The sequence below is a fragment of the Neisseria sp. 27098_8_139 genome (assembly GCF_041433195.1).
Lineage (GTDB): Bacteria > Pseudomonadota > Gammaproteobacteria > Burkholderiales > Neisseriaceae > Neisseria > Neisseria subflava.
In genome coordinates this window covers 155,479-169,584 of the sequence record NZ_JAPWBA010000002.1, presented here as the reverse complement: position 1 = coordinate 169,584, position 14,106 = coordinate 155,479, and the positions used below count along the sequence as shown (strand labels likewise).

Below are 14,106 nucleotides of genomic sequence, written 5' to 3'. Positions count from 1 at the left end.
CATGAAATCCCTAACATTTGCACTCTGCATCAGCAGCCTGTTTTTAAGCATAACGGCAGCAATATTGCCCAAACTGGCAACCGCCTATCTCGCACTGAGTGCATACATTTTCCTGCTTTACTGCCTAGACAAACAGCGCGCACGCAATCACGGCAGACGCATACCCGAAGCAAAATTACACCTGCTCAACCTGCTTGGCGGCTGGCCGGGCGGTTATTGCGGCAGCCTCGCATTCAGGCATAAGACCAGCAAACCTAATTTTGTCCGCACCTTCCGGCTGACCGCCGCAACCAATACTGTCGCCACCCTCCTTCTGCTGGCAGACACCCTCAAACATTCAAACCAATAAGGAATTACCATGTCTTTCGCATTCTTCTTCCCCGGACAAGGCTCACAAAGCCTAGGCATGATGAACGGCTTTGCCGAGCAAGCCATCGTTAAAGCCACATTTGACGAAGCTTCCGCCGTATTGGGTCAAGACCTGTGGGCAATGATTAACGGCGAAGATGCCGAATTAATCGGACAAACCGTCAACACCCAGCCCATCATGCTGGCTGCCGGCATTGCTACCTACTGCGCCTACTTGGAAGCCGGCGGTAAAATCCCTTCCGTCGTTGCAGGCCACAGCCTCGGCGAATACACCGCCCTCGTTGCTGCCGGCGCATTGGATTTCGCAGACGCGGTCAAACTGGTCCGCCTGCGCGCCGAACTCATGCAATCTGCCGTACCGCAAGGCGTAGGCGCAATGGCCGCTATCTTGGGTTTGGAAGATGAGCAAGTCAAAGCCATTTGTGCCGAAGCTGCACAAGGCGAAGTCGTTGAAGCCGTCAACTTCAACTCCCCAGGCCAAGTTGTGATTGCCGGCAATACCGCCGCAGTCGAACGCGCCATGGCCGCCGCCAAAGAAGCCGGAGCCAAACGCGCCCTGCCGCTGCCTGTTTCCGTTCCTTCACATTGCAGCCTCATGAAGCCTGCAGCGGAAAAGCTTGCCGAAGCATTGAAAGACATCACCATCAAACAACCGCAAATCCGCGTCATCCATAACGCCGATGTCGCTTCTTACGATGATGCCGACAAAATCAAAGATGCCTTAGTACGCCAACTGTACAGCCCGGTGCACTGGACAGAAACCGTCAACGCGCTTGTTTCCGAAGGCATCACCGAATCCGCCGAATGCGGCCCCGGCAAAGTCCTTGCAGGCCTCGCCAAACGCATCAACAAAGAAGCCGCGTGCAGCGCATTGACCAATGCCGACCAAGTGGCTACATTTATCGAAGCCCACTAAAACGTTTTTAGACGGCCTTCCTCAAAAAGGCCGTCTTTAATTCTTGAATATAAACCAGTAAAATAACAACAAAAAAGATGGGGAAGAAATCCTAAATCAGAAAATATAGGCATTTACAAGAAGATTCATCTTAATAACCGTTTTTAATGCATATTTCAAACTAAGTAACTTTGCCAGACTCCTGCCTGAATGAATATAAATATCAAAATTGTAAATACTGGAATTAAGTCGCCTAACTTATTGGCAACTTGATTACGAAAACACCTTCAACAAGTTCTAATCAATATAAGAAATAGTTATGAGTAAAACAATATTATTTGGAATGCCTACTGTATCCGGATTGTATAAACTAATTGATAAAAATTTGAAATACCATGGTTTTAAAGTTATTAATATTACAGAAGACTTTGAAAACTTCCGTTATCCTTCTATTTCTAGTTGGCTAAAAGTAAAATGGAGTAAATTTATTTACAAAGATATATCTGCTAAAAAAAATTTGAAATGTTCAACATTACAGAATATTATTACAGAGAAAATTAAGAATATTGGCGAATTAGACTACGCTTTATTAATTAGTGGCGACATATACAATAATGATTTTATTCAATTTCTTAATAAAATAAGTCAAAATGGTGTAGTTAATTATCAATTTGACGGTTTACATCGATTTCCTTCAATTTATCCCTTAATAAATGAATTTAATAGATGTTATGTTTTTGATTCAAATGATTTATATTATTCGGAATACCATCTCTTTCCTGCAACAAATTTCTATTTTGACTATGAGCTAGATAACCTTCCCGAAAGAACAGTAGATTTCTACTTCACAGGTGTTCATATGGACTCCCGAGCAAAAGTAATTGCTAATTTTGGACGCTATGCAAAAACAAGGAATAAGAGTACTGACATAAATATATTTTGGAAAAGATACGCAGATGGCAGAAAAATATACCCTGATGAGAGCATTACACTTATTGATAAAACAATCAGCTTTGAGGAAAATATTAAACGTGCCCAACATGCGAAAGTATTAATTGACTTTGTTATTGATAAGCATAATGGCTTATCTTTTCGCACTTTCGAAGCACTAGGAAATAAACAAAAGCTGATTACCACAAATACACAAGTAAAATACTATGATTTTTATCACCCTAATAATTTCCTAGTTTGGGATGGATATGATTTTGCACAACTAGATGAGTTTTTAGCAAAACCCTACGTTGATATTGATGAGAAAATTCGACAAAAGTACAGTTTTAAAAATTGGATTAGTTATATACTACAAATTCAACCATATAAAGAAATAAAGCTTCCAAATCCAATAGAAGATATAAAAGTCAAACCATAATGATAGGCCCATATAAAAAATCAAAAACTTACTATCATATTTTGGGATAAATGTCTTTTAAATTTCTATTAACATGGAAATTAAACTTATAATTTAACTGAAAATTAAAAACAGGGCGAAAATGCATAAACATCAACCTCTTATATCCATTATTATTCCATGCTATAACTCAGCTAATTACATTAAGGAAACTTTATTAAGTATTTATCACCAGTCTTATCAAAACTTTGAAATTATAGCTATTGATGATGGTTCAAACGACAATACCTTAGAAATTCTATATGAAGAAGCAAAAAAAGAATCTAGATTAAAAGTACTTTCACAAGAAAATACTTACTGCGTCAAAGCTCGTATTCATGCTATTCAATATGCCCGTGGCGATTACCTTGTTTGTCTAGATTCAGATGATCTTTTGGGAATAGACTATTTGAAAGTATGTGTAGATGCAGCTGAAGCTGATAAGAAATTAGCAATTGTATATACCGATGCCTTTCTTTTTGGTGCGAGAAATGAACCATGGAAGTTACCTAAATTTGCCTTACCAGACTTTTTACTGCAGAACTGCATCTATATTACCGCCTTAATCCGAAAAAAAGATTACGATGCAGTGGGTGGCTTTGATAGCAACATGACTTTTATTGAAGATTGGGAACTGTTTATTTCCATCATTAAAAATGGTGGGAAAGTCAAACAAATTCATCAACCTTTATTTTACTACCGACAACGACTCGACGAATCATCAGTGAGTAATTTAGCCTCTGATATAAAAGTCTCAGACAACCTACTAAGAATTTATAACAAACACTATGATTTTTACAAAGAAAACGGGATTTTTCTACAACTTTTAACTTCATACACACTAAAACAATATGAATTAAAACGAAAAAAATATAACAACCCTTTGAGAAAATATTTTTATAAATGGTTCAACCCCAGAAGATATCAAAAAATCCAACCCTACTTGGAGTAGTAGCTAATGAGACGAATATTAAAAAAAATATTTCATACTTGGAAAATACAACGTCAGCTTCAAGCAAATTATCGTTTCATTTCAAGTAATCCTTATATATATAAATCAGAAAACTATCCAGATAGTTTTCTAAGTAAAGTTATTAAGCAAACAACATTCATAATTGACAAGAATCCCGTTCCTAGAAAAATTTACACTTTTTGGACTGGTAACAATCCAATGTCAGAATCCCGTCAATCGCATTTTGAGCTTCTGAAACTAGTTTCAGGAGTAGAAGTGGTATTGATTACTCCAAATAATTTATCAGAATATATTTTACCTGAGTATCCACTGCACCACGCATTCAAATACTTATCCTTAGTACATAAAGCTGATTATCTACGTTGCTATTTTATGCATCATTACGGTGGAGGTTATAGTGATATTAAAGCTGCTCAATACAATTGGAGTCCTGTTTTTGACACTTTAGATTGTAGTAATGCATATTTTATTGGCTATCCTGAGATTAAAGCAGAAGACTTAGCACCTGTTGAAGGCAAGATTGGCGAAGATATGCAATGTTATTTTAGTATCATAGCTGGAAATTGCGCCTATATTTTTCGCAAACAAACCCCTTTTACTCAAGAATGGTACAACGAACTATTAAATAGAATGGATAATTACGCTGAGCAACTGGAGAATAATCCTGGTAACGTTCTAGGTAATAACCCCGGATACCCTATCCCTTGGACAAATATATTAGGAGATATATTTCACCCTTTATGCTTGAAATATACTGATAAAATTCTCCTTGATAATACTTTACGTCCAAATTTGGAAAACTATCGTTAAATTAATAGCGTGGTTGACATCCAAACATTTAACTACTATTTATACAGCATGTGATATAAATAGTATCAAAAAGGAAACAGCATGAGTACACAAGATTTGAGCGGCAAAATCGCTTTGGTAACCGGCGCTTCTCGCGGTATTGGTGCGGCGATTGCCGATACTTTGGCGGCGGCCGGTGCAAAAGTTATCGGCACGGCTACCAGTGAGAGCGGTGCGGCTGCAATCGGCGAACGCTTGGCACAATGGGGCGGCGAAGGCCGTGCATTGAATTCTGCCGAGCCTGAAACCATCGAAAACCTGATTGCCGACATCGAGAAAGAATTCGGCAAACTGGATATTCTGGTCAACAACGCCGGCATTACCCGCGACAACCTCCTGATGCGCATGAAAGAGGAAGAGTGGGACGACATCATGCAGGTCAACCTCAAATCTGTGTTCCGCGCCTCCAAAGCGGTATTGCGCGGCATGATGAAACAGCGTGCCGGCCGCATCATTAACATCACATCCGTTGTCGGCGTGATGGGCAATGCCGGTCAAACCAACTATGCGGCCGCAAAAGCAGGCTTAATCGGCTTCTCCAAATCTATGGCGCGTGAAGTCGGCAGCCGCGGCATTACCGTCAACTGTGTTGCCCCCGGCTTTATCGACACCGATATGACCCGTGCCCTGCCAGAAGAAACCCGCAAAACTTTTGAAGCGCAAACTTCTTTGGGCAAATTCGGTGAAGCGCAAGATATTGCCGATGCAGTCTTGTTCTTAGCTTCTGATCAGGCAAAATACATTACCGGTCAGACACTTCATGTCAACGGCGGCATGTTGATGCCTTAAACCGTTTGTTTATTTAAAGGCCGTCTGAATATTTCAGACGGCCCTTTTTGTCAACCAAAACACTACTTTACATTCTATCTTGATATAATCTTAATAATCCGTTAGATAACGCTCGAAACAGTAAGTCCAAATAAACATGATACGGGAAATCAAATCGCAGAAATGAAGTTCGTTCTGTGCGTTTTTATTTGGGTTTACTGTCGGTTTTCGACGTGTTTCAGACGGCCTATATAACAATAGCTACTTTTAACGAAAGGCCGCCCACTCTATGCACGAATTCTCCCTCGGTCCCATTGTCATTGTCCTGTTGGTTTCCGTCATTACGGTTATCTGCTGTCGCAAGTTCAACATTCCTTCCATGCTCGGTTATCTTTTGGTCGGTTTTATTGCCGGCCCGGGCATGTTCAAACTGATTCCGCAAAGCCACGCTACCGACTATTTGGGCGAAATTGGCATTGTATTCTTGATGTTCAGCATCGGTCTCGAATTCTCCCTGCCCAAACTCAAAGCCATGCGCCGCCTCGTATTCGGCTTGGGTGGTTTGCAAGTCATCATTACCATGCTCTCGATTATGGGCATTTTGATGGCAATGGGCACGCCGTTTAACTGGGCGTTTGCCACTGCGGGCGCACTGACCATGTCGTCCACCGCCATCGTCAGCCGCATTCTGTCGGAGAAAACCGAGCTGGGTCAGCCGCATGGTCAAATGGCCATGGGTGTTTTGCTGATGCAAGATATTGCCGTGGTACCGCTGATGATTCTGATTCCGGCACTTGCTGGCGGCAGCGAAGGCAACTTGTGGGTAGAGCTTGGCTTGGCCGGTTTGAAAATGTTGCTGACCTTGGGCATTTTGTTCGTTATCGGCAGCCGTGTGATGTCGCGCTGGTTCAGACTGGTTGCCAAACGCAAATCGTCCGAACTCTTCATGATCAATGTTTTGCTGGTTACTTTGGGCGTGGCCTATCTGACAGAGCTTGAAGGCCTGTCTATGGCATTGGGCGCATTCGTCGCCGGCATGTTGCTTTCCGAAACCGAATACCGCATTCAGGTAGAAGACGACATCCGTCCATTCCGCGATATCCTGCTGGGCTTCTTCTTCATTACCGTCGGCATGAAGCTGGATATTCAGGCACTGATCGGCAACTGGCAGCAAATCCTGATTTTGTTGGCAATCTTGTTGGTCTTGAAAGCACTGGTCGTCTTCATCATCGCTTTACGCATGAAAAACCCTGTGGGCGACAGCCTCAAAAGTGCGCTTTATTTGGCACAAGGCGGCGAGTTCGGCTTCGTGATGCTGGCCATTTCCAGCAAAATCAATATGGTTTCGCCCGAATTGGAACAAGCAGCCACTGCAGCCGTCTTGCTCTCCATGATTGCCGCGCCATTCATTTTGGGCAGCAGCGATGCCATCGTCAGTCGCTTCGTTAAATCCGACTGGGACATGAAAGCCTTGGACTTACACTCCATGCTGGTGGAAACCATGAGCAAATCCGAACACGTCCTGATTATCGGTTTCGGACGCGGCGGTCAATCGGTTGCCCGTGTATTGGCGCAAGAAGGCATCCCCTACTTTGCCCTTGACTTGGACATTGCCCGCGTACAAGTGGCACGCAACGCAGGCGAACCGGTTTCCTTTGGCGATGCCAAACGCCGCGAAGTCTTGGAAGCCGCCGGCTTGGGACGCGCCAAAATGGTGGTCATCACGCTGAACAATATGCACGAAACCCAACATGTTCTCGGCAACATTATGTCCATGCATCCGAGCATGCCGGTTTATGTTCGCGCCACCAATGACGATTACGTTAAAACCTTTACCGAAATGGGTGCGGAAGAAACTGTCTCCGATACCAAAGAAACCAGCTTGGTACTGGCAAGCTATGCCATGTTGGGCCACGGCCTCTCCTACAACCATGTTTATCAAACCATAACCCACATCCGTCACAGCCGCTATGCATCTTTACAAGACTTATTTGTCGGCAGTGATGATGACAGCTTCTCCGACGAGGACAGCAAGGCCGTCTGCCGCCATGCCTTCCCATTGCAAGGCAAGGCACACGCCATCGGTAAAACCATCCGTGAATTGCCATTGGCAGCGCATTATCTGAAACTATTGTTTATCCGCCGCAATACTGGAAAAATCCAGGACCTTGACCCTGATTTTGTTCTGGAACCCGGCGACATTTTGGTTGTCGCAGGCAAGCAGGAAGAAATTATTTCCTTTGAAAACTGGTGCTTGCAGGGAGATATCTAATTATTGGCAAATAAATCTTGCGCGCATCAGGATTTTTTGGTTTAATAGCGTCTTCGCAATTTTTCGCATGGGTGATTAGCTCAGTTGGTAGAGCGTCTGCCTTACAAGCAGAATGTCGGCGGTTCGACTCCGTCATCACCCACCAAGTTTCTTTTTCATTGTCTTTGACAGTGGATGCGCGGTGGTAGCTCAGTTGGTTAGAGTACCGGCCTGTCACGCCGGGGGTCGCGGGTTCGAGCCCCGTCCGCCGCGCCATTATTTAGAAATGCTGATTCCTCAGTATCTCCCTTTTTCGGGTGATTAGCTCAGTTGGTAGAGCGTCTGCCTTACAAGCAGAATGTCGGCGGTTCGACTCCGTCATCACCCACCACTTTCCTTTTCATTGTCTCTGGCAATGGATGCGCGGTGGTAGCTCAGTTGGTTAGAGTACCGGCCTGTCACGCCGGGGGTCGCGGGTTCGAGCCCCGTCCGCCGCGCCATCAAGTTAAAAATAAAAAATACCGGTTTTTACCGGTATTTTTTTCGTCTATACCCTATCCTTTTTATAAAAAATCGAGCTTTTTAAATAGTATAAACAGGACAGCACAATAAAGCAGACATATGGTTTAAATCCTGAAAGACCATATATTTCAAGCTGATTCACACCAAACGCTTATTCATCAAATCCCTAGATCATCTTCCAAAATAGACATAGATACTTACCTCCCCTTCTTACACAAAGGCCGTCTGAAAACGTCAATACATTTTCAGACGGCCTTTTTTAGCTTATCAAGCCTGATACCTAATCATGCAGGAAGCCTTAGCATCAATCCAATGATCTCCGCCCGGCTGAACAATTTTAGACACCAGCTTATCCAAGTCGCGTAAATAATCGGTTGATTTTTGGCTGTTGATAATCACGACAACCAGCAACGGCTTTTCGCCCAACCAATACCCTGCCAATGCGCGGACATCTTTAAGCGTACCGGTTTTGAGGCGCAGGTTTTCACCGGGCTGTTTCAAGCGTGTTTTAAGCGTACCGTCTTTACCGGCAATCGGCAGCGTACTGATAAACTCGTTTTTAAACGGGCTGAAGTAGGCTTTTTCCAACATTTGCGCCATCATGCGCGCATTGAGTCGTTCGACGCGAGACAGGCCTGAGCCGTTTTCCAACACCAGCCCTTCCGTATTGATACCTGCAACCGCCAGCTCGCTTTTTACAATAGAGGCAGCCTTGGCCTGCGCCAGCTTGTAATCAGACATGTTTCCGGCAAATTTAAGGAAAACCGAACGGGCAATCAGATTATTGGAATGCTTGTTCATATCGGTGAGGATATCGGTAAGCGGTTTGGATTGATGGCTTGCCAACACATGCGCATCATGAGGCGCGACACCTGTCGTCAGGCCGTCTGAAACCGTACCGCCTTGTTGACGCCATTGGTTCACAAAACTTTTGCCGACATATTCTTTCATGCTGTACATATTCAGATACAGCTCTTTGCCCAAGCAGCTTTCCGGCAGCTTGCCCGACACGGTCAGCGTATTGTTTTTATAGGAAGTCTTCATGTGGCTTTTTAAAACACTGCACTTCCCTACTTTATTCTCAAGCGTCAATTTGTTTTGAATATTCAGATTCGGCAGCGGCGGATTGGTACGGATGACCAAGCTTCCGTCTTCTTCTTTTTCAGCACGCAGTTCAACGGTTTTATACGCCAACATATTGGGATCAGGCGGTGTCATAAAGCTTTCGGCAGAGTCGGAAGCAAAATCATCCGGATTCTTCACATCGCCCCACAGGCTGCGGTCGAGTATCAGATGTCCGTCAATATGGCGTATGCCCTTATCGCGCATCTGTTGCTGCATTTGCACCAAATCATGCTGGTCAAACACAGGATCGCCGCTCCCCACCCAATACACATTGCCTTTCAGTGTATCGCCTTTGATTGAGCCGTTGGTTTTAAACTCCGTTTTCCAACGATAATCGCCGCCCAACATACGAAACGCGGTAAACGCCGTTACCAGCTTCATGGTCGAAGCAGGATTGCGCAATTCATCGGCACGGTGTTCGGCAATCACTTTGCCGCTGTCCAATTCCTGCACATAAACGGAAATTTCATTTTCAGGAATACGCCCGAAATCCAAAGCCCATGACGGACAAACCGCCACCATCAGGCTGATTGATAAAATACTTTTCAACTTCATTATGTTACAAAAATCTTATAAATTCTTACGAGGTACTTAGGCCGTCTGAACGTTTCAGACGGCCTTTTTATTTATTTCTGATGCGCTTTCAAACGCAAAGCAAACATGACGACCACAACCCCGACAACCAAAGCGCAACCCATCGCCAAATGAATACCATCCAACATTGCCTGTTGCGGCATATCTGCGCTGGAAAGTTTCTCACCGATATTGGTCGCACCGACAAAAAACGCCGCACCGATGGCACCGGCAATCGGGTTGATGGTAGTCAGAATCGCCGCGCCGTGCGGATTGAGCGTTTTCGGCAACGCATTCAGACCATGGGTTTCGCCGGTTACACAAGCAGACACGGAAAGCGCCAACAGCGTAAACATCGCCGTCAACATTACCACTTGCGTATCAATCCGCAGAAACAGCCACAATACCGCCAGCGACACCACCAGCATCACTGTTGCCGGCAAGACGACAAAACGTCCGCCCTTTTTGTCCAACAATTTGCCAAACAACGGCGCGGCAACCGCTTGGGCAATACTCGCAGGCATCAGGATCAAACCGGTTGCCGTACCGGTCAGCATCAGCACTTGCTGCGTGTACATCGGCACCATCAATTCCAAGCCCAAGAACAGGAATATCGCACCGGCCAAAATCACAACGCAATATCTGAACTGTTTGTATTCAAACGCACGAAGGTTCAACAACGGCGTAGCCAAACGGAATTGACGGTGCGCAAACCAACCCACCAGTACAACGGAAGCGGCAAAGAGCAGGATAAATTCCAGCAGCGGCATATGGGCAAAATTACTACTCGCATAAACCAGCCCGCCGAAGCCCGCAATCGACAGCACAGCTGACAACATATCGATTTTCGGACGGCTGATGTTGCTTAAATTAACCGTCAAATATCTACCCACCAACACCATCGCCGCCAACATAAACGGCGCGGTAAAACCGAACAGCACGCGCCAATGCGTATGGTCGATAATGATGCCCGACAGCGTCGGCCCCATTGCAGGCGCGGCGGTAAACATCATGGTAATCACACCCATCGACGTTCCGCGCCTGTTGGGAGGGAAAATCGACAATACGCCGTTAAACAGAAGCGGGACAAAGAACGCGGCAGACACTGCCTACACCATCCGACCGACCACCAATACGCCAAACGTCGGTGCAAACGCGCAAATCAGCGATCCTGCTAAAAACGTTGCCTGCATAAACAGCACCATTTTGCGCGTTTCAAACCATTGAATCACGCCTGCCGTAATCGGCGTAAATGCACCCATGACCAGCAAAAAGCCCGTCGTCAGCCATTGAACCGTAGTCTTATCGACACCAAAATCCTTCATAATCGGCGTGAGCGCGACATTTAGCAGCGTGTCGTTGAGATAGCCGAAAAATGCGCCGATGAATAAGGTAGCGACAATGGTTTTAGCAGGAAAGTCGGGATTGTCGGCGTAGTATTCGTGTGCCGTTTCGCCCTCTTGCGAATCAGAAGCGTGCATAATAATTTGAAATATCAGCGAAACCGTTATTTTAGCATAAACCGTTTTGACAGGCCGTCTGAAACCTTGACCGCTTCCCCAGATAACACTAAAATTTAGAATCGTTTTCATTTTTATTATTAAATAGGAGAAAAACATGTCAAAGAAAGTCAGCATCTTGGTCGGCAGCCTGCGTAAAGGCTCGTTTGCACGAAAAATCGCACAAAACGTCATTTCCATGTTCCCCGAAGGCTACGAAGCGCAAATCGTCGAAATCGGCCATTTGCCTTTGTACAACTTCGACTACGACGATCCTGCCGTTACCGACTTCCCTACTCCGTCCAGCTATACCGAGTTCCGTGAAACCATCAAAGCTTCGGCCGGCGTATTGTTCGTGACTTCTGAGAACAACCGTACCGTACCGGCCTGCCTGAAAAACGCCATCGACATCGGTTCCAAACCCAATGCCGATGTTGCCTGGAAAAAAACACCGGCCGGCATCATCAGCCATTCAGTCGGCAAAATGGGCGGCTATAGCGCGCAAAAAAATCTGCGCCTTGCCCTTTCGTATTTCGATATGCCGCTGACCGGCCAGCCGGAAGTGTTCCTCGGCAACTCGCCTACCCTGTTTGACGACAACGGCCAGCTCATCGAGTCTGCGCGTGGATTTGTTCAAGGCTATATCGACCAATTGGTTGCCTTGATTGAGAAAAACCCTAAATAATCAGGATTGAAACATACAGGCCGTCTGAAAAACAAAATTTCAGACGGCCTCATCTTTTGCAAAAAATCAGTTTTTCGACAGTTCCTAAATTTTTACTAATTGAGTGCAGTTATAATCACTATCCACCCACCCTCCGGAGAACTTCCATGCGCGTATTATTGGTTGAAGACGATGCCATGATTGCCCAAGCCGTCAGTGCCAACCTGAAAGACACCGGCTACGCTGTCGATTGGGTCAGCCGCGGTTCGGAAGTTACCGCAGCAGTGGCGGCGCAAGCATACGATTTGCTGCTCTTGGATTTAGGTTTGCCTGGCAAAGACGGTTTGGACGTATTGGCGCAAATCCGCAGCGGAGGCTGTACCGTTCCTGTCTTAATCGTGACCGCGCGCGACGATTTGCACAGCCGCCTCAACGGCTTAGACGGCGGTGCAGACGACTACATCGTCAAACCCTTCGACATGGCAGAACTGCAAGCCCGTATGCGCGCCGTATTGCGCCGACACGGCGGACAGGCGCAAACGCTGCTGAGCAACGGCATCATCACACTCAACCCTTCCACCCATCAGGCAGAAGTGGTCGGGCAGGAACAGGCCATCATGCTCAGCAACAAAGAATTTGCCGTCCTCCAAGCCCTGCTGCTGCGCCCGGGCATGATTCTGTCGCGCAGCGATTTGGAAGATAAAATCTACGGCTGGGGCGAAGAAGTCGAAAGCAACGCCGTTGACTTCCTGATTCACGCCTTACGCAAAAAACTCGGCAAAGAAGCGATTCAAAACGTCCGCGGGGTCGGCTGGCTGGTTGCACAAAACAACCAGGCCGTCTGAAAAACCAAAGCAACACCAACACACATACCATGCAACGCCTTATCCACACCATCAAACAATCCCTGCAAGTCCGGATCAGCCTCGCCCTGATCTGTATGCTCCTGCCCCTCTCCATTCTTGCAGGCATATTTTCATATTACGATACTTATCACGAGACCCAAGAGGTTCAAGACGACCTGTTGCGCCAAGTCGCAAACTATCTCGACCCGAGCGATGCCGATGACGAGAAGCACTCGCTCGACAACGACAACAAGATTTCCGTTCAATTTCCCAATACGCCCAACCCCATTGTCAGCCTGCCTGAGCAGATTTCAGACGGCCTGCACACCATTCAGGCCGATGACGACGACGATTACTACCGCGTTTATACCCGTAATACCAAGCAAGGCCGCATCGCCGTCATGCAGGAAAGCGACTACCGTGAAGAGCTGGCCGAAATGGCCGCCGTGCAGAGCATCCTCCCCATGCTCCTCGCCCTACCCCTGATTATCCTGCTCACCGTCTGGATTACCCACCGCGCCATGCGTTCCGTCAAAACCCTGTCCAACGATTTAGAACAGCGCCAAATCAACGACCTCTCGCCGATGGACACGCAAGACATTCCCAGCGAAATCCAAGGCTTTGTCGTCGCCATCAACAACCTGTTGCAGCGTACCGACGAAAACGTCCGCCAACAGCAACGCTTTATCGCCGATGCCGCACACGAATTGCGCAGCCCCATGACTGCCCTTTCCCTTCAGGCAGAACGGCTCAACAATATGCAGCTGTCCGCCGAAGCGCGCGAGCAGTCCGCCCTGTTGCAACAAAGCATACAGCGCAACCGCCACCTGCTGGAGCAACTCCTCTCCCTCGCACGCGTCCAAGCACCCGAAACCCAACGCCCCAAAACCCTGATCAGCCTGCAAAACCAATTCCGCCGCGTCCTACAGGAACTCATGCCGCTGGCGCTAGCTAAAGGTCAAGACATCGGCGTCGCCGTTGAAAACGACTGCCAAATCCACGCCGACGACACTGAAATCTACACCCTTATCAAAACCTTTACCGACAACGCCATCCGCTACACCCCCAAAGGCGGCCGCATCGATTTGGGCTTTGACGAAACCGCCGAATACCTCAACATCTGGGTGGAAGACGACGGCCCCGGCATTCCCCCAAGCGAACGCCAACGCGTTATCGACCCCTTCTACCGCATTCTCGGTACCGAACAACAAGGCACCGGCCTGGGGCTTTCCATCGCAAACACCATTGTCAAACGCCATCAAGGCCGTCTGAAACTGGCCGACAGCCGACGCTTTGACAGCGGCTTGCTGATTATTGCCGAGTTGGATAAAAAGACGCTTTAAATAATCGACCCGCCCAAATTGGTTTATCTAGCTTTAAGCCGAT

At 46.6% G+C, this 14,106-nt stretch carries 11 protein-coding genes, 4 tRNA genes and 1 pseudogene; 14 read left to right on the top strand and 2 right to left on the bottom strand.

Annotated features, from left to right (window positions below; translation table 11 throughout):
• Position 1 precedes the first annotated feature (1 nt).
• The 11 genes from O3660_RS03490 to O3660_RS03440 all read left to right on the top strand — a co-directional run bounded on the left by O3660_RS03490 (position 2) and on the right by O3660_RS03440 (position 7,992).
• Entirely contained in the window at positions 2-349 is a 348-nt protein-coding gene (locus O3660_RS03490; protein WP_036472721.1) for a DUF1294 domain-containing protein, read from the top strand.
• Positions 350-358: 9 nt separating this feature from the next.
• Positions 359-1,285, top strand: a complete 927-nt coding sequence (fabD, locus tag O3660_RS03485) for an ACP S-malonyltransferase (protein ID WP_049351989.1) — start codon at positions 359-361, stop codon at positions 1,283-1,285.
• A gap of 298 nt (positions 1,286-1,583) precedes the next feature.
• Positions 1,584-2,633 (top strand): hypothetical protein, encoded by a 1,050-nt coding sequence (locus tag O3660_RS03480; protein WP_049328892.1) that lies wholly within the window; start codon positions 1,584-1,586, stop codon positions 2,631-2,633.
• Positions 2,634-2,754: 121 nt separating this feature from the next.
• Positions 2,755-3,603 (top strand): glycosyltransferase family A protein, encoded by an 849-nt coding sequence (locus O3660_RS03475; RefSeq protein ID WP_049351986.1) that lies wholly within the window; start codon positions 2,755-2,757, stop codon positions 3,601-3,603.
• Positions 3,604-3,609: 6 nt separating this feature from the next.
• Positions 3,610-4,434, top strand: coding sequence for a capsular polysaccharide synthesis protein (locus O3660_RS03470; RefSeq protein WP_049351969.1), 825 nt, complete (start codon positions 3,610-3,612; stop codon positions 4,432-4,434).
• Between the two features lie 81 nt (positions 4,435-4,515).
• The gene (gene fabG, locus O3660_RS03465) at positions 4,516-5,262 is read left to right on the top strand and encodes a 3-oxoacyl-ACP reductase FabG (protein WP_003682193.1); all 747 of its coding nucleotides are present in this window, start codon (positions 4,516-4,518) and stop codon (positions 5,260-5,262) included.
• Between the two features lie 268 nt (positions 5,263-5,530).
• Positions 5,531-7,513 carry a monovalent cation:proton antiporter family protein gene (locus O3660_RS03460; RefSeq protein WP_049351965.1) on the top strand — a complete coding sequence of 661 codons (1,983 nt, stop codon included), beginning with the start codon at positions 5,531-5,533 and terminating at the stop codon, positions 7,511-7,513.
• A 69-nt stretch (positions 7,514-7,582) separates the two neighbouring features.
• Positions 7,583-7,658: transfer RNA gene (locus tag O3660_RS03455), tRNA-Val, on the top strand.
• Positions 7,659-7,691: 33 nt separating this feature from the next.
• A tRNA-Asp gene (locus O3660_RS03450) sits at positions 7,692-7,768 on the top strand.
• Positions 7,769-7,807: 39 nt separating this feature from the next.
• A tRNA-Val gene (locus tag O3660_RS03445) sits at positions 7,808-7,883 on the top strand.
• A gap of 32 nt (positions 7,884-7,915) precedes the next feature.
• Positions 7,916-7,992 (top strand) — tRNA-Asp (locus O3660_RS03440).
• 289 nt (positions 7,993-8,281) lie between these two features.
• Here the strand turns inward: O3660_RS03440 and dacB are convergent.
• Both dacB and O3660_RS03430 read right to left on the bottom strand, forming a co-directional pair.
• Positions 8,282-9,694, bottom strand: coding sequence for a D-alanyl-D-alanine carboxypeptidase/D-alanyl-D-alanine-endopeptidase (gene dacB, locus O3660_RS03435; protein ID WP_049352497.1), 1,413 nt, complete (start codon positions 9,692-9,694; stop codon positions 8,282-8,284).
• A gap of 71 nt (positions 9,695-9,765) precedes the next feature.
• Positions 9,766-11,193: pseudogene (locus tag O3660_RS03430) on the bottom strand (MFS transporter).
• A gap of 136 nt (positions 11,194-11,329) precedes the next feature.
• Between O3660_RS03430 and O3660_RS03425 the strand changes: the two are divergent.
• The 3 genes from O3660_RS03425 to O3660_RS03415 all read left to right on the top strand — a co-directional run bounded on the left by O3660_RS03425 (position 11,330) and on the right by O3660_RS03415 (position 14,063).
• The gene (locus tag O3660_RS03425; RefSeq protein ID WP_049328898.1) at positions 11,330-11,896 is read left to right on the top strand and encodes an NADPH-dependent FMN reductase; all 567 of its coding nucleotides are present in this window, start codon (positions 11,330-11,332) and stop codon (positions 11,894-11,896) included.
• Between the two features lie 146 nt (positions 11,897-12,042).
• The gene (locus O3660_RS03420) at positions 12,043-12,720 is read left to right on the top strand and encodes a response regulator (RefSeq protein ID WP_049352498.1); all 678 of its coding nucleotides are present in this window, start codon (positions 12,043-12,045) and stop codon (positions 12,718-12,720) included.
• Positions 12,721-12,749: 29 nt separating this feature from the next.
• A complete protein-coding gene (locus tag O3660_RS03415; protein ID WP_049352500.1) occupies positions 12,750-14,063 on the top strand; it encodes an ATP-binding protein in 1,314 nt (437 codons plus the stop codon).
• Positions 14,064-14,106 lie beyond the last annotated feature (43 nt).

Coding starts and splice junctions, on each gene's coding strand:
- O3660_RS03490 (WP_036472721.1), top strand. CDS start 2: ATGAAATCCCTAACATTTGCACTCTGCATCAGCAGCCTGTTTTTAAGC.
- fabD (WP_049351989.1), top strand. CDS start 359: ATGTCTTTCGCATTCTTCTTCCCCGGACAAGGCTCACAAAGCCTAGGC.
- O3660_RS03480 (WP_049328892.1), top strand. CDS start 1,584: ATGAGTAAAACAATATTATTTGGAATGCCTACTGTATCCGGATTGTAT.
- O3660_RS03475 (WP_049351986.1), top strand. CDS start 2,755: ATGCATAAACATCAACCTCTTATATCCATTATTATTCCATGCTATAAC.
- O3660_RS03470 (WP_049351969.1), top strand. CDS start 3,610: ATGAGACGAATATTAAAAAAAATATTTCATACTTGGAAAATACAACGT.
- fabG (WP_003682193.1), top strand. CDS start 4,516: ATGAGTACACAAGATTTGAGCGGCAAAATCGCTTTGGTAACCGGCGCT.
- O3660_RS03460 (WP_049351965.1), top strand. CDS start 5,531: ATGCACGAATTCTCCCTCGGTCCCATTGTCATTGTCCTGTTGGTTTCC.
- dacB (WP_049352497.1), bottom strand. CDS start 9,694: ATGAAGTTGAAAAGTATTTTATCAATCAGCCTGATGGTGGCGGTTTGT.
- O3660_RS03425 (WP_049328898.1), top strand. CDS start 11,330: ATGTCAAAGAAAGTCAGCATCTTGGTCGGCAGCCTGCGTAAAGGCTCG.
- O3660_RS03420 (WP_049352498.1), top strand. CDS start 12,043: ATGCGCGTATTATTGGTTGAAGACGATGCCATGATTGCCCAAGCCGTC.
- O3660_RS03415 (WP_049352500.1), top strand. CDS start 12,750: ATGCAACGCCTTATCCACACCATCAAACAATCCCTGCAAGTCCGGATC.